Below are 19214 nucleotides of genomic sequence, written 5' to 3' on the forward strand. Positions count from 1 at the left end.
ACAAGAAACTAAACTTTTTACAGCATAAGGTTAAATCTTTGTAGGTTAAATATGAAGAGTTCGATAGTAAAATATAATCTGTAAACGTTTAATTAAAATCTTGGTGAAACCAAACATTATATTAAGAGGAGGCAGTATTATGCTCAAAGCAAAGCTAGTAAAAGGGACAATGGCTCTAATGCTTATTGGTATGTTGTTCTCCGTACCTATGATGCCAGTCGCCAGTGCTGCCGATGCCAGTTGCGTGAACGGTTACGTAGGTCTGACGTTCGACGATGGCCCAAATGCCAGTAACACAACAAAACTGCTTGCTGCGCTAAAACAGGCTGGCTTGCGCGCGACAATGTTCAACGTTGGGCAGAACGCACAGAATAACCCATCTCTGGTACGGGACCAGGCGGCCGCAGGCATGTGGATCGGCAATCACTCCTATACCCACCCGAATATGACTACGCTCAGTAGCTCGCAAATGTTGTCGGAAATCACACGGACGCAGCAAACGATTCAGTCAATTACCGGAAATGCGCCAAAGCTGTTTCGTCCGCCGTACGGTGCGACCAACGCGACTTTAAAGTCCATCGAAAGCCAAAACAGTCTTACTGAAGTGCTATGGAGTGTTGATTCTCAGGATTGGAACGGAGCCACTACCGCTCAGATCGTAGCTGCCGCGGGCAAGTTGCAAAACGGTGACGTAATCCTGATGCATGACCAATACCAGACAACGCTTCAAGCGATCCCGCAGATTGCACAAAATCTCAAGAGCCGTAACTTATGCTCTGGCATGATCTCTCCGAGCACCGGCCGTGCGGTGGCGCCTGACAGCGCTACAACTACTCCGAGCACAGGCACGAAAGTGGAAGCCGAAAGTATGACCAAAGGCGGTCAGTATACCGGGAATATCAGCTCGCCATTCAACGGGGTCGCTTTATACTCCAACAATGATTCGGTGAAATACACGCAGTATTTTGCAAGCGGAATCCATAGTTTTTCACTCCGTGGTGCTTCGAATAACTCCAATATGGCTAGAGTCGACTTAAAAATTGGTGGACAGACTAAGGGTACTTTTTACTTCGGCGGGAGCAATCCTGCAGTTTATACCCTGGCTAATATCAATCATGGAACCGGAAATCAAGAGATTGAGCTCGTTCTAACAGCTGAAAACGGAACATGGGATGTATACCTTGATTATTTGGAGATCAACTAGAATCCGAAGAAATAATGGACAAACTTCGTATTTTTCTTTTAATAAAGAAATTATCCCTTTGTAAAATCCACATAACAGGCCAATTACTATTAAAATCTAAAACGTTTTCGGAAATAATCCTGTAAGCTATCACTGTTCTTGAATCCAACCGATTTATAGATGAATATCGGGGCTAATTACCGAAATTGTTCGCGTAACCATGCCATATTAAAGGAGAAGAGAATTATGAAAATATTGATCAATTCATTCGCCAAGCCGTTAATCATGACTTTGCTGTTCAGTTTATTAACGCTACTTCTTCAAGCGGCCATACCTGCAAATCCTGTCTCTGCAGCTTCTTGCGCAAACCCTGTAAGCTATTTCGGTGAAATGAAAGCAAGCGGCAACAAGATTAACGGCTCCAAAACGAATCGGACGATGATGGTCAAAGGATCGAGCTTCTTTTGGAGCAACTGGTCCGGTCCATTTTGGAACACGGCCACAGTGAATCGTATGGTGGATGAATTTCAGGTGGAGATTGTAAGAGCGGCATATGGCGTGGACCCCAGCGGAAATCCGTATAACACGGCCGACGAATCCAAAGTTCGTGAGGTGGTCAATGCGGCAATTGCAAAGGGGATCTATGTCATTATTGATTGGCACTCGCATGACGCGCACAATAATGTCAATGCCGCCAAAAGTTTCTTCAGCCGGATGGCGCAGGAATACGGAAGCTATGATAACGTCATTTTCGAGATATATAACGAACCTACACAAGTCTCGTGGGGGACAATCAAAAGTTACGCTGAGCAAGTTATTCCGGCCATTCGTCAACGTTCCGACAACTTGATTATCGTTGGCACGCCATTCTGGTCTCAAAATGTAGACCAGGCAGCGAACGATCCCATTACTTCCTCCGGGAATATTGCCTATACATTACACTTTTACGCTGGATCTCATTTTCAGTCGCTCCGGGACAAGGCCAACTACGCAATGAGCAAGGGCATCCCGCTGTTTGTTACCGAGATGGGCTTTGTTAATGCGGATGGCGACGGCGGTATTAATTACGATTCCACGAACCAATGGCTTGACTGGATGAACCAGAATAACCTGTCATGGGCCAACTGGGCGATCAATGACAAGGCAGAAGGTGCCAGTATTTTCAACGCGAACGGGAGTCTCACATCAGGTGGTAACTATCTGAAAAGCATTCTAGCTGGGCACGCTCCGTACGCAGAGTGGAGACAGAATACAGCTTGTGGTGGTAGTAGTGCGAACACATTATATGACTTCGAGGGTAGTACGCAGGGCTGGACCGGTTCGAATATATCCGATGGTCCATGGAGCGTGAATGAGTGGTCATCTAAGGGCAGTAATTCTCTTAAAGCGGATATCAATATGTCTGCGAATTCCCAGCACTCCCTGCTTCTCTCACAAAAACGCAACCTTAGTGGGAAGACAACATTAAATGCGACCGTCAAGCATGTATCTTGGGACTCCGCAGGTGACGGAATCTACGCCAAAATCTATGTTAAGACGGGTTCTAACTGGGTTTGGAATGCAGGCAAAGTCGAAAAGATTAATTCTTCTGGAGGCACGACACTGTCGATTAACCTTGCATCAGTACCTAATCTTGACGATGTTAGGGAAATCGGCGTACAATTCCTGACCTCCGAGAACAGCAGCGGTAAGTCAGCCGTTTATGTTGACAACGTGACGCTTCAATAACGCATTCCTAAGCTTCCCGGGTTGAAGGACCTCATCTCCATCCCGGGATTTCTCCTTTCAACTAAGTTATTTGAGGGTAGGGGAATGAGGGGAGTGGCAGTTGAGTGATTCAATAAAGAACAGCTCGTCACCCTCACAAGCAAGGAATGGAGTAGCGAGCAAATTTCCTTTTATGAAACTACTTAAGGGTACCTATGTTGGCGGAGATTCTGTAATGTAATAACATTATGACATGCACTTTCATCACAGTGACATTCCATTACATAAGAATTGTTAGATATACTTGAGCTGCCTAAGGTTAGTATTTTGCTAGGATAAGAAAGGATGAAGTCAGTGACTTATATCGCACAAGAGAATCGATACGAACAAATGAAATATCGGCAGATTGGACGGAGCGGCGTCAAGCTCCCGGCTGTTTCGCTTGGTTTGTGGCAGAATTTCGGAGGGGACAAACCGTTTGAGGATAGTCGTGCAATGATATTACGCGCCTTCGATCTAGGTGTCACGCACTTTGATTTGGCGAACAATTACGGCCCGCCTCCAGGATCCGCTGAGGAGACCTTTGGAAACGTTTTAAAAAAGGACCTCGCATCTTATCGGGATGAGCTGTTTATTTCCACTAAAGCTGGCTTCTATATGTGGCCTGGTCCGTACGGTGAGTGGGGATCGAGAAAAAACCTGCTTGCAAGCCTGGACCGTAGCCTTCAGCGGATGGGACTCGACTACGTCGATGTCTTTTACCATCATCGTCCTGATAGCGGTACCCCGTTAGAGGAGTCGATGGGAGCGCTCGCTCATGCTGTGAAGTCAGGCAAAGCACTGTATGTTGGTTTGTCCAATTACGGACCGGAGGAGACGAAGCAAGCAGCTGCGATCCTTAAAAACCTTGGTACACCGCTGCTCGTCCACCAGCCTATGTATTCGATGCTGAACCGGTGGATTGAGAACGGACTGCAGGACGTACTGGCTGACGTGGGAGCCGGATCAGTGGCTTTCTGCCCGCTTGGTCGCGGACAGTTGACGGGAAAATACATCGATAAGCTGGAAACTGAGTTTAAAACAGGGCTGCGCACGTTGAAACCAGAGGCCGTATCTCAGGAGCGGATCAACAAATTCCGTGCGCTGGAGGCCATCGCGAAGCGCCGGGATCAAACGTTGCCGCAAATGGCGTTGACATGGGCGCTGCGCGAAGGCGGTGTGGATTCGGTGCTAATCGGTGCAAGCCGTGTAGGTCAAATCGAGGAAAATATGCAAGCAGTACACGCGGAACCGCTATCGGCAGCGGATCTTCAAGAGATTGATCACGTTATGCATAAGATCGGGGATATCCCCTGGTAATGTTATAGCAATAATACGAACCGTTATACGGACAAATCAGTCGAGTCTTGAAAGAACAATTGAACTATCTCTTATAAGCTTAGCACGAAAGTGTGATGGAGAAAGTCCCTTCACTTTTTTAAACATTTTGGAGAATAGCAACGGGTCGTTGTAGCCAACAGAATAGGAGACTTCCGCGATGGACAGCTGCGAATTGCCCAGTAGATCGCCTGCTTTGTCCATCCGGAGGTTTAACAAGTATTGTTGTGGGGAAACATTAAGAATTTCTTTGAAAAGGATGGACAGATAAACACGATCAATCCCAACCATGTGTGCGACCTCGGAAATGGCAACTCTTTGGTTATAGTTCATTCGAATAAACTCGATCGCTTTACGGATGTAGGTGTCCTTGGGCTTTACCTCGGGCAGTATCTGACTCGTAGCGACCAACATTTCGATCCAATCGGCGAGTAACCTGAACAAAATGCTCTGCCTTCGCAGCTCACAAGTACTGTGGTTCTCGTTGCAGGCAGTAAATTCATCCAAATAAGAATCAAACCAAAACAACGGAGCGTACCTGAATACGGGATGATGAGGAGAAATGTGCGCCCGCTCCAATAGAGATATAACCTCGTTACCCGAAAAGGCAATCCAAGAATAAATCCAAGGATCGGTCTGGTCCGCTTCCATGTAACAAAGAATGTTGTCGTATACAATAAAGCCTTCGCCTTGTTGAAGATGAAAAGTCTTTCCGTCAATCTGGTAAACGCCTTTGCCCGCGTGGATAAACATGATTTTATATTGCCCTTTGATACCGGGCCCCCAAGAGTAGCTGGGTTCACAAATTTGTTTGCCGTGATAACCGTAACGAATATCCATCTGATTGCTTGCCCCCTATGATATTACATCATGACATATGATCTTTTGAAAGTCACTTGTGAAATGTGTTACTTGAAGAGTTTTATGGAGGCTGCAAAATACTTCGCGAAGATGTTAGACGAAACTTTGTTATAATGGTTAGAACGGAACAGTGTTAAACTGATGCAGGTGAGAAGGATCATGCAGCATTGATGCAGCTTGATTTTGCTTCAAGATGGAGGAAGTGTTCCAATCTTAATTTGCAACTTTTAAAACCATAGGAGGACGAATACGAACTTGGATATTGTAGTCAGAGAACTGAAGGCTGAGGACGATGAGTGGGGTACAAATCTTGATGGCAGCTTTATCGTGGATTCTATCCTTGTCTTGCAATTTACGGGACAGCGAATCGAATATACGGTGAAGGAAAGGCCTTTTAGTAAAAAAAACTACGATGATGATCAGTTTAAAGAAGACATCGCTCAGGACTATTCGAACTATATCGGTAATCCCAACCAAATCATATATTTAGCACTCGTAAACAATCAAGTCGCGGGTCAAATTGTTCTGAAAAAGAACTGGAACAAATATGCATATGTGGAAGATATCAAAGTCGACAAGCTATATAGAGGCTTCGGTATTGGTAAGAAACTAATCGAACAGGCTAAACGCTGGGCGAGGGATGGCAGAATGCCAGGGATCATGCTGGAGACACAAAACAATAATGTTCGGGCATGTAAATTTTATGAAAGTTGCGGTTTTGTCATCGGTGGGTTCGATTCCTATGTTTATAGAGGCCTAGATAAAGAAAGTGACGAAATCGCGATCTATTGGTATCTGATGCTTGATTAACAAGTGATTACTCTCAGAATATACTTAATAAGACAGAAATATTGACGGCTTCTTTAAGATATCCCCCCGATCATCTATACTAAGGACATTACGACACACATTTATTTGAATAGAGGAGGGCAATAACATGACTAAAAAGAGAATGGAATGGGAGGAAGGGAATTGGATCAATTCACCTTTATATGCCCGGAAGGAAGGAGACTTCCTTAAGGTTGCGCCTGAAAAGGGGAGAGATTTTTGGAAAAAGACATTATATGGTTTTGAATTTGAGGATGGGTCCGCTTTATTATCAGATTGGAATAACAACACGGCGGTGGAAGTGTCGTTTCAACTCGCATCATTTACGGAGCTTTACGATCAGGCAGGTATTTTATTATACAATGGCCCGGAGCAATGGATTAAAGCGGGGATAGAAATCAATGATGGCATTCCTCAGCTTTCAACAGTCGTAACCGCTGGATATTCTGACTGGTCACTTGCGGCTGTGCCGGAGTGGGTCGGTGAAGAAGTCACCCTCCGCGCTTCCATCATCAAGGATGCTGTGGTTATTCGCGCACGGACGGAGAATCACGGATGGCGAACGATTCGTGTGGCACGTTTTCCCTACACCACTGGAAATCAGGCAGGTCCATATACCTGTTCGCCAACTCGTGAGGGCTTTGAGGTTACCTTTACTCGCTGGCACTTTACAGAGCGGGACCAAGACCTTCATAGTGATCCTCCTGTAGAACATCATTGAAGAACGAATGTACAGCTGATCAGAATATTATGGATATCCTATGGCCCAATTGGAAAATTGCTACTAGACATAATAAAAATACATACCATTAAAATTCCGATTTCGTCATGTCTAAGTTCAGTTTTTTCGTAAGAGGCATGAGGTTAGAAAATAATCGAAGAGCTGAGGCGGGGGGAAATCCGTAGCCTGTCCGATCAACAGGGCTGATTTGATGAAAAGTATGCCCCATAGGGTACACATAGGGTAGTGTAAGTGACACACTCAACTGTGTACTCTATGGGGCATAATTATATATGTCCTCAACCATTGTAAAGGATTTAAAAGATGTGTAGAGGGCAGGTAACTAATCTTCGAATGGCAAGCTCTCTTTAAGTGCCCACAGATCATCATAGCTGAAAATACGGTGATCTGCCTTGGACAAATCCTGCTGACCCGAGCCTGGGTTGTGCAAACCAATGCAGCGCATGCCAGCACTCTTGGCTGCATGCACACCGTTCCGCGAATCCTCAATAACAATGCAATGGGCCGGGGCTATGCCGAGCAGTTCGGCGGCATATAGGAAGATGTCTGGAGCCGGTTTACCCTGGGATACCTCTTCTCCGGTGATTCGAATATCAAAGTAACGGCCAAGTCCCGTTTTTTCCATGATAAGGTCAATCAGCGCCCGTGGAGAGGAAGAGGCTACGGCAACCGGAATTCCTTTTTCCTGTAGCCAGTTCAGCCACCGTTCCAGTCCGTCGATCGCCGTCAGGCCCTCATGTGCTGTTATGGTCTGCATCACATTTTTTCGGTGAAAGGCAAGTGCCTCTTCCAATGTATTAGTGAGTTGATGTTTGTCCAGCACTTGCCGCCACATGGATTCGAGTGTCACTCCGACATAAGTGTGATGCTCTTCTTCCGTCATAGGCGCACCGAAATGGGCAAAGGAGCTGCGTTCAACCTCAAAGTAAATCGGTTCGCTGTCTACTAACACCCCGTCCATGTCGAAAATGACCGCTTTGACCGGAACGGACGCTGATAGATCTCCTGTGCATTCATTATTCGTCGGTGTAACATGATGGATGCTCGTCATGTCCATTCTCCCCCTTGTAGTGGCTAATTTAGTTGCCGGAGCCATTCGATTGTAGCACAATCTTGATTGCCTGGGATGAAGGCTGAAGTGTCCGCTCACTGATATTGCATCCAAGTGTCTTAAAGGCTTCATGGAAGTCATCAAGCGGATACGAGTGGGTTATGATTTTTTGGGCAGGAATGATTTGCTGCTCAATCAGGTAATGCGCCGTGGAGAACGTGCCCAGAGAATCAATCGAGCCGATGATTTTAAGGCTACGGTCAACTACCTCTTTCGGATTAAACGAGCTTACACCATCTCTCAGCCCTACCAGCATCAAATACCCACCGCTCGCAAGCTGGCTTAGTACCTCAGTGCCGACCACTCCTGTGGTATCCACAATCATGTCCACCTGATTTTTTTCCGGAGCCAGCTTATGAATGGCCGCTTCCAGCGTGGCATGCGCGGACCACCGTTCGGGGGCAATAGAATCCGCAATAGCGAGCCGTTCCTCTGAGATGTCCACAAGGCAACCAGTCACGCCTTTCGAAGCAAGAGCATAGCTGTACAGAATCCCGATCGGACCTGCGCCTATAATAACAGTGGTAAAGTTCGGCAGCAGGTGAATCTGGTTGATTCCGGTCAGCATACAACTCAGCGGTTCGGTCAGCGTCGCTTCTTCATAGCTGATGTGGTCCTTCAGCTTGTACAAAAAACGGTCCTCAGTCACATAGTAATCGGTGAACGTACCGTCGGCGCTGACTCCGGTCTCTGTTACGGATTTGTGTGTGCAATGATTTTGTCTTCCTGTACGACACATTTCACATTGACCGCAGTAGTATGTTGGATCAATCACCACCCGGTCCCCGGGCTTGAGTGAACTGACGGCTGATCCAACAGCGACAACATCCCCGGCTGATTCGTGGCCCAAGATCGTGGATGGCACGGCATGATATTTGCCACTAATGATACCTAGATCCGTACCGCATACGCCTGTCGCCCGAATCCGGACGAGTACATCGTTATCTTTTTTAATCTCCGGGATCGGTCTTTCCTCAAGTGCGACATCCCAAGCTGATTTGTATACTAGTGCAAGCATGAATAATTCCTCCTTTTGCCTATTGGGCAGATCGTTAGTGAAGGGTAGAAAGAACGGCATCAAGCCGTTTAACAATTTCGACAATCTCATCTTCTGTAGCCGTGAGAGAAGGTCTCACTTTGACCACATTGCCATAACCGTAACGGGAACCTCTGAGAATTAATTGCTGTTCCTCAAATGCACGATCGATAATCCCATTGCTTTTCACTGCATCCGGGGCATCGTCCTCATCTACGATTTCCAGTCCCCACATTAGTCCGACGCCACGAGCCTCACCAATGCAATCATGCTTGTCGGCCATCTCCGTCAGCAAGGATCCAAGCAGGTCGCCTTTGGACCGGACGGCTTCCATAAAACCGGGTTCGGTTACAACCTCCAGCGTGGATTTGGCTGCCGTGACCGAGATCAGATTGCTGCCCGAGGTAAAGGAATGCTCGTGCTTCTCCAGGACATCAAGACGAGACTGCATCAAGACCGCTGCAACCGGGACACCGATGCCACCCAGACCTTTGGCGAGCGTAATGATATCCGGTTGGATGTCAAACAGCTCACTTGCGAACATGTAGCCTGTCCGCCCAATTCCGGTCTGCACTTCGTCAGCAATCAGAATCATTCCTTGCTCGTCGCATAGCTGACGGAGGCGCTTGAAATATCCTGGAGGGGGGATGATATTACCTCCGTTGCCCAGAATGGGCTCGATAATCATGCAGGCCACAGACCCTGAGCTTGCATACTCAATGGCGTCTGATATGGCGTCAATACAATGATGACCACACTTGTCTGGTGAAGAATTAAAGGGACAGCGATAGCAGTAGGGGGCAGGCACATGCAGAGAGTTTGCTGCAGTTGAGTTAGGAAAGTTTTTCCGGCGGAAGGCATTGCCGGAAATGCCTGTTGCGAATTGGGTTTGTCCATGATGTGACAGATGCAAGCTGATGATATCGGTAGCTCCGGTATATTTCTGGGCCAGTTTCACAGCACATTCGTTCGCTGTGGAGCCGGTAATATCTCTCATCCACCCAGCGTCGATACCGTTCGGGGCGTACTGGATTAGATGATCTAGGACTTCTTCGACATAAGGCTCTGTAAAAGACGAAGACATGTGAGCAAGATTGCCGACCTGCTCCTGTACTTTTGCGACGACATGAGGGTGGTTATAACCGAGCGACAAGTTGAAGGTGCCGGATACGCCATCCAAATACTCCTTGCCCGAATCGTCAATCAGAGTAATGCCTTTACCATATCTGAAACGTTCTTTGGTTAACGTATGCACGATATTTCCCCTCCATATCAGAATATACATTCTTATTAAGTCATCTTATAAAAGTGTACCACCCTATTAGAGCATCACGCGGCTGAACTCACCTCCCCAAAATAAGAAGTTTATCTTCCTTGCCCTCATGGGCAAGGAAGATAAACTGGTGCTTCTGCGATTTCACAGATATGAGAGATAATCGCAGTAACAGAATCAGCCCGAAAAGCAAAAATGCGATAGGCCTCACCTCCCTAAGAACTAAGCGATGTCATCCTTCCTTGCTCTGATGGACAAGTGAATCAACTACTCGGCTACCCCGATTGTTCCACAGATGCGTGAGAATAAGTGCCAGCAGCAAAATCAGAGTAAACCCTCCTAAAATCCAGAGGCTAGCCGCCACCGGCCATTCGCTCATGCTCCAGCCTATAACATATTGAAGCACCGATCCGCCAATTCCGCCTGACGCAATCAGAATGCTGGTCGTCCGTTCGGTCATTCCTGGAATCAGTACGTTGGCGTAGACAAGCGCGATACAGAAGAGGCCAGACATGAATATGCCTGCACCAAAAATGAGAAGGTATGTAACCCATTGGCTAGATATAAACACCATGGCAACCAGAAAACAGAAAGTTCCAATTGCACTCCATAACAGATAAGGAATATATCCTGCTGATTCTGCAATCTTTCCTGAGAACATACGACCAATGATCATAGCAATCCAAAGCACGCTAACACCTAGCGAGGCAACAGATCCCTGAAGTTGTAGCGTTTCTGTCAGAATAGAAGGTAGGAAGTTCATGAGCCCCAGTTCAAGACCCATATAAACAAAGAAGAAAATAATGAAGATTCCTAGCAATACACGGTGCTGTCCTGAGTAACGAGCTTGTTCAACTGAACGCTCAGTAGTTCGGATGTCTGCTTGGGTGAGGTGAGTGGAGGCGGAAACAGGCATGGTAAGCCAAAATAGCAATAGGATAAAAGTAAGAAAGGAGATGGTGTAAAAAGTTAGATTCCATATTCCAAACCAGATATATAGGCTAACGATGGCAGGCATAAGCAGTGCACCAAGTGCAAAATAGACATCCAGCTTGGACATGGCCACGGCTTTTTGCTCCTCCGTAAACTCAATTGTAAACGCTCCGATGGATGATTCAATAATGCCTGAGCCGAAGCCAATGCAGATGGCCATTACGATGACCCAATTCCATGAGGGCAGTACACCCAAGATAGTACATGCGATGACAATACTCCCCAAGGCAATAGCAAGCATGGATTTGCGGCCCATATGTAGAGCCATGAAGGGAGTGAGCAGAACGCCGACAAGAAAGCCGAAAAACTGCAAGAACAGCAGTAATCCACCATCGCTGTATCCCCGTCCATAGTGAGGCAGCAAAGTCGGCAGTAATGCCCCAAGCACGACACTGGTGACGCCGATTAACAGATAGAAAGCACAACTTAAAGCAAAAAGTCTCTTCAAGGCCTGTCCCTCCATAAGGTCATATTTTTTTATATGAGCATCGTTTTTACTAGAATATACCATTACTCTGGAAAAGTATATACAAAATTCAACAGAAAATGTAAAAATAAATAGCTATACTCTTAGTAATATGCTTCATGAACTGTGATACATATCATTTTTATTTTGAGGATGACTATCAGGGTTATAATAGGAAAGATAGATTATTCGCCTGTACTTTCGTACAATTGACTTCGATTTAGACATTGATTCATACTTCAAATGAACGGTTGATTAAAAAACATTGGAGGGGATATTTCATACGTTTGGAAGGAAAAGTTGCAATGTACTGAAACCAAAACACCAAATACTTGCTAACCTCAGCAGTGACAAAGGGAGCCGTAACGTTGCCTGGAGGTAACGATCATCTCCATGTCGGCTAATCCCAGCTCCCGAAAAGCAGACTGTGCCTGTAAGGAAGGGTGGTGTGAATATCATCAAGGACTTTACGAGTCCACTCCTGACGATAGTTATACTATTTTTTAGCAGATCGCCGTTAGTGGGAGCAATTGAAACATCTATTTCACTCTTTTGCCTTAAGCGAGACTATCCCAGACACCAAGCAAGTACATGACTCCAAGTGCACGGTCATACAAACCATAGCCTGGTCGACAATTCTTTTCCTCCCCCCATAAATGTCTGCCATGATCAGGGCGTACATATCCCTGGAATCCGCTTTCATAATAAGCTTTTACTACTTCTGGTATATTGACGCTTCCGTCCTTTCCGCGGTGTGACACTTCAATAAAATCGCCATTCTCAAACACTCTAACATTGCGAATATGTGCAAAATGAATACGATCATGGAATTCCCGAATCATAGCTGGCAAATCATTCTCAGGATTAGTACCTAGTGAACCTGTGCAGAAGGTTAGACCATTATAGGGACTGTTCACTGCATCCAGGATACGCCCGATGGTCTCACGACTCCGGACAATTCTTGGTAACCCGAAGATAGGCCATGCCGGATCGTCAGGATGAATGGCCATCTTAATGTCAACCTCCTCGCAGACCGGGATGATGCGCTCTAGAAAATACTTTAGGTTGTCAAATAGCTTGTCTTCGGTGACATCCGCATAAGCAGCAAACAGCTCATCCAGTCTTGCCAACCGTTCCGGCTCCCACCCCGGCATTGTGAACTTCCCGGCTCCCTTAAGAATCCGATCCACCATTTGGCGGGGATTATCGGTAATGGCAGCCTTTTCATAAAAGAGAGCGTTGGATCCGTCAGGCAACTCTCTATACAGCTCCGTTCTGGTCCAGTCAAAGACAGGCATAAAGTTATAGCAAATCACCTTGACGCCCACTTTGGCCAATTTGCGAATGGTGTCGATATAAATGTCAATATATTGATCGCGGGATGGCAAGCCGATTTTGATATCATCGTGGACATTTACACTTTCTACGACCGCCGTACTAAAGCCCTTGCTTGTAATCTGATCAGCTACCTCTTCAATTCGCTCCATTTCCCATACTTCACCAGCGACCTTCTCATGTAATGACCAGACAATGCCCATAACCCCCGGAATTTGCCGGATATGGTCCAGTGTAATATTGTCGTTGCCTTCCCCATACCATCTCCAGGTCATGTTCATAACGATACCCTCCCTAATCTTATCGATTCATCTTGTATACAAGATTGCTTTGATCATAAAGTACAAAGTTTGCCCTTGTCAATGAACATTTAAGAAGAGTTTATCACGCTAAAATGTTTTATAATAAAACCAGATTTATAAAGTGAAGGCAGGAATGATATGTTTACGAAGGAAGAAATCAAGCAGCTTCTGAAAAATGATATTTTGTCGTTGACCTTAAAGCCGGGTACTTTGCTCAGTGAGACGACCTTATCGGAACGTTTTCAGTTGTCCAGAACCCCGCTGCGCGATGTTTTGAAGCAGCTTGCACTGGAAGCTTACATTGATATTTATCCCAAGAAGGGGAACGTTGTCTCTTACATTGATCTGGAGTCCGTAGAACAAATGAGCTACTTGAGAAGCGCACTGGAAAAAGAGATTATGAAGGAGCTTTCTACGCAAGTTGCATTAAGCGATATACAGAAGCTGAGCGAAATTCTGGACAGACAGAAGGCTGTTATTGATGAAGATCATGCTACGGATCAATTTCTTATTTTGGACGATGAGTTCCACCATACTATGTTCCAATTGGTGGGCCGGGAGTTTCTTTGGCAGTTGATTCAGCATTCAAATGTTCACTATATCAGATATCGCAAGCTTCACATGCTGGGAACAGGAAAGCTGATGGAAATCTGGCATGAACACCAATCTATGCTGAAGTATATGTTGAATCACGAGACAAGCAAAATGGATGATCTGATTCACCATCACCTTAGAAAGGATATGCATTCTCTCGAATTTCTCCGGCAGTTCGCTGACTATATTAAGAAATGACGTTGCTCCTTCAAATAATTTATAAATATTGAAAAGTGGTTAACTCATGCGCACGGTTTCAACGAGTTGGGGGAATTGAATGGATTGGTGGAATTTTCATCAGCATTCGTGATCTTGTATACAAGATAGATAGAATGCTCCTTGAATATACGCATAAGTGGATATGATAAATTAAACAACTTTATTGTAGCAAGAGCTGAAAGAATGCAGGGTACACACGCGCGTTGTTGGCACAATAAATCCCTTGCCGCTTCATAATTGTAAAATAGAAGGGCAAGGGCTTGAGCATGCAGGATCTATACCCCTGAATAGGCCATGAAACCGCCATCTACAGGAATAACTGCTCCGGTCACAAAACCAGAGGTGGTTTCATCGGCCAGCCAAAGCAGCGTTCCGAGGAGATCTTCAGGTTCACCGAAACGACGCATCGGAGTGTGGGCAATGATCTTGGCCGAGCGCTCAGTAAGCGAGCCGTCCTCGTTGGTCAGCAATTGCCGATTTTGTTCTGTCAGGAAAAATCCGGGGGCAATGGCATTCACCCGAATGCCAGATTCGGCTAGATGTACGGCCAGCCACTGGGTGAAGTTGTTGATAGCAGCTTTGGCAGCACTGTAAGCGGGAACCTTGGTCATCGGGCTGGGAGCGCTCATGGAGGATATGTTAAGGACCACAGCGCCAGGTCGTCCGATCATGCCTTTAGAAAAAACCTGTGTTGGAATTAAAGTCCCGATAAAATTTAAATCAAGCACATGACGGAAGCCAGGCACGCTGAGATCGAAAAATGTAGTAATGTCAGACTGGTCCAGATCTTTTAGATGAAACATTTCCAGACTCGTATTCGCACTTGGGTGGTTGCCGCCTGCTCCATTGATTAAAATATCGCACGGACCAAGCAGACGGCTGACCGTTTCCTCAGCCTGTTTCATGCTTTCAACATCGGTCACATCACAGGCAACCGCGATAGATTCTCCGCCACGCTCACAGATTTCTTTTGCTACCAAATCGCCCTTGTCAACAGTACGGTTCAAAATGGCGACCTTGGCACCCTGGCGGGCAAGCTCCTTGGCCATGGAACTGCACAGCACACCGGAACCGCCGGTTACCACAACTATTTTTCCGGACAAAGCCGGATGCAGGGGAAGACTAGTCATTTGGCATCCCTCTTTTCGTTGGAATATAAATCCGTATTACGCTTATACACGTTTCACAAGCTGCCATGAATTTTAGCCTAAAAGCACATTGACGAGTTATAGCCACATTCGTTACCAATCTCAATTATCGTTAACTTTGTGTGGATCAGCAAGTAGCAAGCCTGTTGAATCTTAATATGATTTAAATATTGAATAATCGTAAGTCCCGTGACTTCTTTAAAACGATGGCATAAATAATATTTGGATATGTAAAACGACTTGGCGATATCTTCGATTGTGGTGATCATCGTTTTCGATCTTAGCTCGAAAGTCGCAACTTAGAGTCGACCGGATCTTTATTACAATAGGGGACGAATTAACGCCTGAGGATGCCCTTTGGACGGATTCAATAAGAAGACAATCCTAAGTTAAACCAGCACCTTCAGGTGAAAGAGCGGAATTTAGATGCATATTGAGATTCCGCTCTTCTTTCGATAAAACAGGCAAAGAAAAAATTTATTCCTGAATATCCTTTAGTATGAGTTGCAAGTGTTCTCTAGCTGATGGATTCAATGGTTGTACAGGACTTGAGATCAAGCCACTTATCTCGGCTGCTGCTGAAGCAACACGCAAGCTGCCATATTGATGAAATAACAACCAAATAGGTTGAAGCAGTGTAGAGGGCTGTTCTGCCTCGTCAGCAAGACCCGCCTGGGCTAACCGTGTCATTTTTAGGCACGTCTTTGGGAACAAACCACTGAGAACGGAGTACCATGCTTCACAACCTGCATTTAAGCCAGTAACTGCAAATGAATCCCCACTTACTCCTATAGTTACATGGGGAGGAATGAACTCTCGTAATTTTTTAATGCGTGTCTTGACTGCTTCGGGATCGTTAGGTACTCCAGAGATCTTAATACAATGAACATGAGGTAACTCAGCAATTCGGCCGTGCAATTCATCACTGAAATGAAAATGGGAGGTACCTGGATTCTCATAGACACAAAGTGGGATGGAGAGTGAGCTTGTTGCCTGTTCATAGAGTGAAAATACTTCTTCATTCGTTTGTGCTTGATAGGAAATAGAGGCTAGCAGTACTGCACTTGCTCCTGCTCTCTGTGCATCTTCCGCTAATCGAAGTACATCTAAAGTACGAATCGCACTAATACTTGTCATTACGAGAATTCCCTCAGCTGAATGGACAGCAATTAAGAGACAAATAACTGTACCAATTTTTTAGAGAAACTAGCCATCAGCTCAGGTTCGTTGTATGCTTTTTATCTTTATCATGATTTGGTGATGTACCAGAGTGTATTAATATGCGGTCTAATGCCTTTCTAGTAAGTGGCATAAAAAAATTGAGCATTAGCCCTCCCAGACAAACAGTTAACAAAGTTCCAATACCAACGGGTCCATTTAAAATTAACGCGATGATCAAGAATATGAGGTAAATGAGTGTTCTCGAAAAAAACAGATTTGTTCTAGTTAACTCCTGTATGATTATAGTTAATCGATCAACTGGGATGGGCGCAAAGTTTGTCTGTAAATACGTTGCAGTTCCTAACCCCACAACTACCAAACCCATTCCAAAACAAGCAACTTTGCTGTACCATAACTCAGGTATTATTAGATCCCGCAATAAAAAAAGCCACATATCAATAGCAATCCCCGTTACAAATGCTGTTAATAACCCCAAAACTTCAGGTCTATGTCTTTTTAGAAGTGAATTACAACAGATCAATATTAATGCCATTATGATTTCCCAACTTCCTACAGTAAGCCCCACATTTGTGGAAAGCCCTACCAAAAGCGCATCAAAAGGCGAGGTCCCAAGGTCTGATTGTATAGTGAAAGAAATACCAAGGGATAATATGAAGATTCCTGTTACAAAAAACACATATTTCACTGTACTCGACCTCTTTTTCATAATTTAATATTGCAAATGCAACAAAAATAGGGTAGATTTAATATATACCACGTTTATTGCAAATGCAACAAAATGGGGAGACAAAGGAGTTCATTATGAAAGAAGTACTTCGTGAAATTGGAATGATAGCAAGGGCTTTAGACTCTATTAGTAATATTGAATTCAAGGAATATGACCTTACAAAAGGACAGTATTTATACCTGGTACGAATATGTGAAAACCCAGGGATTATTCAAGAAAAGTTAGCTGAGATGATAAAAGTAGATCGAACAACCGCATCTCGCGCTATTAATAAACTCGTCATCAACGGATTTATTGAAAAGAAAGAGGATCAGCATAACAAAAAAATTAATAAACTCTTTCCAACAGAAAAAGGGGACAATGTTTATCCTTTTATAAAAAGAGAGCATGATCATTCGGACAATGTTGCATTAGCGGGATTTTCGGAAAGTGAAATAAACACCATTTTTAATCTTCTGCAAAGAGTAAGAAAAAATATAAGTGATGAATGGGAATTTGTGAAAAAAGGGAACAAAAGAAATTACTGATTGATTTATACGAAGGAGCGATATATTTAGAATGAATGTGAAAATGGTCAAATGCAGTCATAGAGATTTACGATTACTCCAAGAAATAAGCATCGAAACATTTAATGATACTTTTAAAGATCAAAATTCACCTGAAAATATGCAAGCCTATCTAGAAAAAGCATTTGACTCGAAACAGCTTGATAAAGAATTGTCCAATGTCTGTTCAGAATTCTTTTTCATCTATTTTAATGAAGAACTTGCTGGATATTTAAAAGTAAATATAAACGATGCCCAATCCGAAAAAATGGGTGATGAGTCACTCGAAGTGGAAAGGATTTATTTAAAAAACAAATTTCAAAAACATGGGCTTGGTAAATGTCTGATAAATAAAGCAATAGAAATTGCACTGGGACTCAAAAAACAGAAGGTCTGGCTCGGTGTATGGGAAAAAAATAAAAATGCCATTGCTTTTTATGAGAAAATGGGGTTTGTTCAAACGGGTGCACACTCTTTTTATATGGGTGATGAAGAACAGACTGATTTAATAATGACCAAAATAATCATACTATAATTGAATACAAAAATGTTTTCTAGGGTTCCGCGATGTCATATCGGCTGGTCCGAGAGAAAACTCACAGTCGTTGTACTGTGTCACGGAGGGATAAAAGCCTGGGAGAAAAACTGCTGTATGCAGTATGATCTCAGGCTTTTTTCAATTGCTGCTTTTAGAACCATATTACATTTGCAGCGTGATCAAAAAGGAGGAAGCATAGAATGAACAAGACATGGTTATCGGTTGTAATTGCCGCATTATTTGAAGTTGCATGGGTTATCGGACTGAAACATGCCAGTGGATGGTTAGAATGGGGAGGGACTTTAGTTGCTATTTTTGTAAGTTTCATACTTATGATTATGGCTTCCCGCACCCTTCCGGTTGGAACCGTATATGCAGTGTTTGTCGGTTTGGGAACAGCCGGAACTGTATTGGCAGAAATATTGTTGTTTGGTGCTGAGGTACAGGTCTCTAAATTAATGCTGATCGGGCTGCTTCTGCTGGGAGTTGTAGGACTCAATATCCAGAGCAAAGAGAAGAAACAAGAAAAGGAGATGCACTAACGTATGAACTGGGTATTTCTAATTTTGGCAGGTGTATTTGAAATGATTGGAGTCCTCATGATTAATAAGCTCCATAAAGACCGGAATTTCCTGTCCATGATCTACTTGCTTGGAGGCTTTGGTTTGAGCTTTTTCTTTCTAAACCTAGCCATGAAAGCACTGCCCATGGGAACAGCCTATGCTGTCTGGACCGGGATTGGGGCTTCGGGCGGAGCTTTATTGGGTATGATCTTATATGGTGAACCGCGTAATACTACCAGAATTTTGTTCATTACGATGGTACTTGGCTCAGCGATTGGTCTAAAGCTGGTAAGCTGAATAGTGACCTCGACGAAAGACAAACTCCCTCTACTACGAAAGCAGCGAGGGAGTTTGCTCATTTAAATATTAAATTCTTGCGATGCACCTGCTATATTTAACGCTGACTCATTAACATAGGGACGAGTAGCCTGCCAAGCTCAATATTTGTCTAAGGCCAGCTTCAGCAATAGCTTCTCTAAGGAGA

Annotated in this window: 19 protein-coding genes, 1 pseudogene and 1 riboswitch; of the genes and pseudogenes, 10 read left to right on the forward strand and 10 right to left on the reverse strand. The window is 44.5% G+C overall.

Annotated elements, in window-relative coordinates:
- Positions 1-139 precede the first annotated feature (139 nt).
- From FKV70_RS23800 to FKV70_RS23810, 3 genes are all read left to right on the forward strand, one after another.
- Positions 140-1204, forward strand: coding sequence for a polysaccharide deacetylase family protein (locus FKV70_RS23800; RefSeq protein ID WP_142614765.1), 1065 nt, complete (start codon positions 140-142; stop codon positions 1202-1204).
- Between the two features lie 225 nt (positions 1205-1429).
- Positions 1430-2911 (forward strand): glycoside hydrolase family 5 protein, encoded by a 1482-nt coding sequence (locus FKV70_RS23805; protein ID WP_142614766.1) that lies wholly within the window; start codon positions 1430-1432, stop codon positions 2909-2911.
- A 333-nt stretch (positions 2912-3244) separates the two neighbouring features.
- Positions 3245-4249 carry an aldo/keto reductase gene (locus tag FKV70_RS23810; RefSeq protein WP_142614792.1) on the forward strand — a complete coding sequence of 335 codons (1005 nt, stop codon included), beginning with the start codon at positions 3245-3247 and terminating at the stop codon, positions 4247-4249.
- Between the two features lie 36 nt (positions 4250-4285).
- Here FKV70_RS23810 and FKV70_RS23815 read toward each other — a convergent pair whose 3' ends face one another.
- A complete protein-coding gene (locus tag FKV70_RS23815; RefSeq protein WP_142614767.1) occupies positions 4286-5107 on the reverse strand; it encodes an AraC family transcriptional regulator in 822 nt (273 codons plus the stop codon).
- Between the two features lie 276 nt (positions 5108-5383).
- On the opposite strand from FKV70_RS23815, the gene FKV70_RS23820 reads away from it, so the two are divergent.
- Positions 5384-5938, forward strand: coding sequence for a GNAT family N-acetyltransferase (locus FKV70_RS23820; protein WP_142614768.1), 555 nt, complete (start codon positions 5384-5386; stop codon positions 5936-5938).
- A 127-nt stretch (positions 5939-6065) separates the two neighbouring features.
- A complete protein-coding gene (locus FKV70_RS23825; RefSeq protein ID WP_063211062.1) occupies positions 6066-6677 on the forward strand; it encodes a DUF1349 domain-containing protein in 612 nt (203 codons plus the stop codon).
- A gap of 343 nt (positions 6678-7020) precedes the next feature.
- Here the strand turns inward: FKV70_RS23825 and FKV70_RS23830 are convergent, their stop codons facing one another.
- The 5 genes from FKV70_RS23830 to uxuA form a co-directional block, all read right to left on the reverse strand.
- Positions 7021-7749, reverse strand: a complete 729-nt coding sequence (locus tag FKV70_RS23830; RefSeq protein WP_142614769.1) for an HAD family hydrolase — start codon at positions 7747-7749, stop codon at positions 7021-7023.
- A gap of 28 nt (positions 7750-7777) precedes the next feature.
- Positions 7778-8827 (reverse strand): 2-amino-2-deoxy-D-mannitol dehydrogenase GutB1, encoded by a 1050-nt coding sequence (gutB1, locus tag FKV70_RS23835; RefSeq protein ID WP_142614770.1) that lies wholly within the window; start codon positions 8825-8827, stop codon positions 7778-7780.
- Between the two features lie 34 nt (positions 8828-8861).
- Positions 8862-10130, reverse strand: a complete 1269-nt coding sequence (locus FKV70_RS23840; protein WP_425280381.1) for an aspartate aminotransferase family protein — start codon at positions 10128-10130, stop codon at positions 8862-8864.
- A 220-nt stretch (positions 10131-10350) separates the two neighbouring features.
- The gene (locus FKV70_RS23845) at positions 10351-11559 is read right to left on the reverse strand and encodes an MFS transporter (RefSeq protein ID WP_142614772.1); all 1209 of its coding nucleotides are present in this window, start codon (positions 11557-11559) and stop codon (positions 10351-10353) included.
- Between the two features lie 575 nt (positions 11560-12134).
- Positions 12135-13193 (reverse strand): mannonate dehydratase, encoded by a 1059-nt coding sequence (uxuA, locus tag FKV70_RS23850; RefSeq protein ID WP_063211053.1) that lies wholly within the window; start codon positions 13191-13193, stop codon positions 12135-12137.
- 159 nt (positions 13194-13352) lie between these two features.
- Between uxuA and FKV70_RS23855 the strand changes: the two genes are divergently transcribed.
- A complete protein-coding gene (locus FKV70_RS23855) occupies positions 13353-14006 on the forward strand; it encodes a GntR family transcriptional regulator (protein WP_063211051.1) in 654 nt (217 codons plus the stop codon).
- Between the two features lie 296 nt (positions 14007-14302).
- On the opposite strand, the gene FKV70_RS23860 is transcribed toward FKV70_RS23855, so the two are convergent.
- The 4 genes and pseudogenes from FKV70_RS23860 to FKV70_RS23875 all read right to left on the reverse strand — a co-directional run bounded on the left by FKV70_RS23860 (position 14303) and on the right by FKV70_RS23875 (position 17042).
- Positions 14303-15157, reverse strand: coding sequence for an SDR family oxidoreductase (locus tag FKV70_RS23860; RefSeq protein WP_142614773.1), 855 nt, complete (start codon positions 15155-15157; stop codon positions 14303-14305).
- A 77-nt stretch (positions 15158-15234) separates the two neighbouring features.
- Positions 15235-15444, reverse strand: coding sequence for a helix-turn-helix transcriptional regulator (locus tag FKV70_RS23865; RefSeq protein WP_244310829.1), 210 nt, complete (start codon positions 15442-15444; stop codon positions 15235-15237).
- A gap of 208 nt (positions 15445-15652) precedes the next feature.
- Positions 15653-16351 (reverse strand): annotated as a pseudogene (locus FKV70_RS23870) (dihydrodipicolinate synthase family protein); the annotation flags it as partial.
- 37 nt (positions 16352-16388) lie between these two features.
- Positions 16389-17042 carry a YczE/YyaS/YitT family protein gene (locus FKV70_RS23875; protein WP_142614775.1) on the reverse strand — a complete coding sequence of 218 codons (654 nt, stop codon included), beginning with the start codon at positions 17040-17042 and terminating at the stop codon, positions 16389-16391.
- A gap of 116 nt (positions 17043-17158) precedes the next feature.
- On the opposite strand from FKV70_RS23875, the gene FKV70_RS23880 reads away from it, so the two are divergent.
- The 4 genes from FKV70_RS23880 (at position 17159) to FKV70_RS23895 (ending at position 19027) form a co-directional block, all read left to right on the forward strand.
- Positions 17159-17611: a MarR family winged helix-turn-helix transcriptional regulator gene (locus tag FKV70_RS23880; RefSeq protein WP_142614776.1), complete on the forward strand. Its 453-nt coding sequence runs from the start codon at positions 17159-17161 to the stop codon at positions 17609-17611.
- A 31-nt stretch (positions 17612-17642) separates the two neighbouring features.
- A complete protein-coding gene (paiA, locus tag FKV70_RS23885) occupies positions 17643-18164 on the forward strand; it encodes a spermidine/spermine N(1)-acetyltransferase (RefSeq protein ID WP_142614777.1) in 522 nt (173 codons plus the stop codon).
- Positions 18165-18172: 8 nt separating this feature from the next.
- Positions 18173-18271: riboswitch (guanidine-I (ykkC/yxkD leader) on the forward strand.
- 96 nt (positions 18272-18367) lie between these two features.
- A complete protein-coding gene (locus FKV70_RS23890; protein WP_142614778.1) occupies positions 18368-18709 on the forward strand; it encodes a DMT family transporter in 342 nt (113 codons plus the stop codon).
- A 3-nt stretch (positions 18710-18712) separates the two neighbouring features.
- Complete coding sequence (locus FKV70_RS23895; RefSeq protein ID WP_142614779.1) at positions 18713-19027, forward strand: DMT family transporter; 315 nt, start codon at positions 18713-18715, stop codon at positions 19025-19027.
- The last annotated feature ends 187 nt before the right edge of the window (positions 19028-19214 follow it).

The organism is Paenibacillus ottowii (assembly GCF_006874425.1).
GTDB classification, from domain to species: Bacteria; Bacillota; Bacilli; order Paenibacillales; family Paenibacillaceae; genus Paenibacillus; species Paenibacillus ottowii.

Excerpts from the sequence above, each read along its gene's own strand:
- FKV70_RS23800 (WP_142614765.1), top strand. The coding sequence starts at position 140 with ATGCTCAAAGCAAAGCTAGTAAAAGGGACAATGGCTCTAATGCTTATT.
- FKV70_RS23805 (WP_142614766.1), top strand. The coding sequence starts at position 1,430 with ATGAAAATATTGATCAATTCATTCGCCAAGCCGTTAATCATGACTTTG.
- FKV70_RS23815 (WP_142614767.1), bottom strand. The coding sequence starts at position 5,107 with ATGGATATTCGTTACGGTTATCACGGCAAACAAATTTGTGAACCCAGC.
- FKV70_RS23825 (WP_063211062.1), top strand. The coding sequence starts at position 6,066 with ATGACTAAAAAGAGAATGGAATGGGAGGAAGGGAATTGGATCAATTCA.
- FKV70_RS23830 (WP_142614769.1), bottom strand. The coding sequence starts at position 7,749 with ATGACGAGCATCCATCATGTTACACCGACGAATAATGAATGCACAGGA.
- gutB1 (WP_142614770.1), bottom strand. The coding sequence starts at position 8,827 with ATGCTTGCACTAGTATACAAATCAGCTTGGGATGTCGCACTTGAGGAA.
- FKV70_RS23840 (WP_425280381.1), bottom strand. The coding sequence starts at position 10,130 with ATGTATATTCTGATATGGAGGGGAAATATCGTGCATACGTTAACCAAA.
- uxuA (WP_063211053.1), bottom strand. The coding sequence starts at position 13,193 with ATGAACATGACCTGGAGATGGTATGGGGAAGGCAACGACAATATTACA.
- FKV70_RS23855 (WP_063211051.1), top strand. The coding sequence starts at position 13,353 with ATGTTTACGAAGGAAGAAATCAAGCAGCTTCTGAAAAATGATATTTTG.
- FKV70_RS23860 (WP_142614773.1), bottom strand. The coding sequence starts at position 15,157 with ATGACTAGTCTTCCCCTGCATCCGGCTTTGTCCGGAAAAATAGTTGTG.
- FKV70_RS23865 (WP_244310829.1), bottom strand. The coding sequence starts at position 15,444 with ATGATCACCACAATCGAAGATATCGCCAAGTCGTTTTACATATCCAAA.
- FKV70_RS23880 (WP_142614776.1), top strand. The coding sequence starts at position 17,159 with ATGAAAGAAGTACTTCGTGAAATTGGAATGATAGCAAGGGCTTTAGAC.
- paiA (WP_142614777.1), top strand. The coding sequence starts at position 17,643 with ATGAATGTGAAAATGGTCAAATGCAGTCATAGAGATTTACGATTACTC.
- FKV70_RS23890 (WP_142614778.1), top strand. The coding sequence starts at position 18,368 with ATGAACAAGACATGGTTATCGGTTGTAATTGCCGCATTATTTGAAGTT.
- FKV70_RS23895 (WP_142614779.1), top strand. The coding sequence starts at position 18,713 with ATGAACTGGGTATTTCTAATTTTGGCAGGTGTATTTGAAATGATTGGA.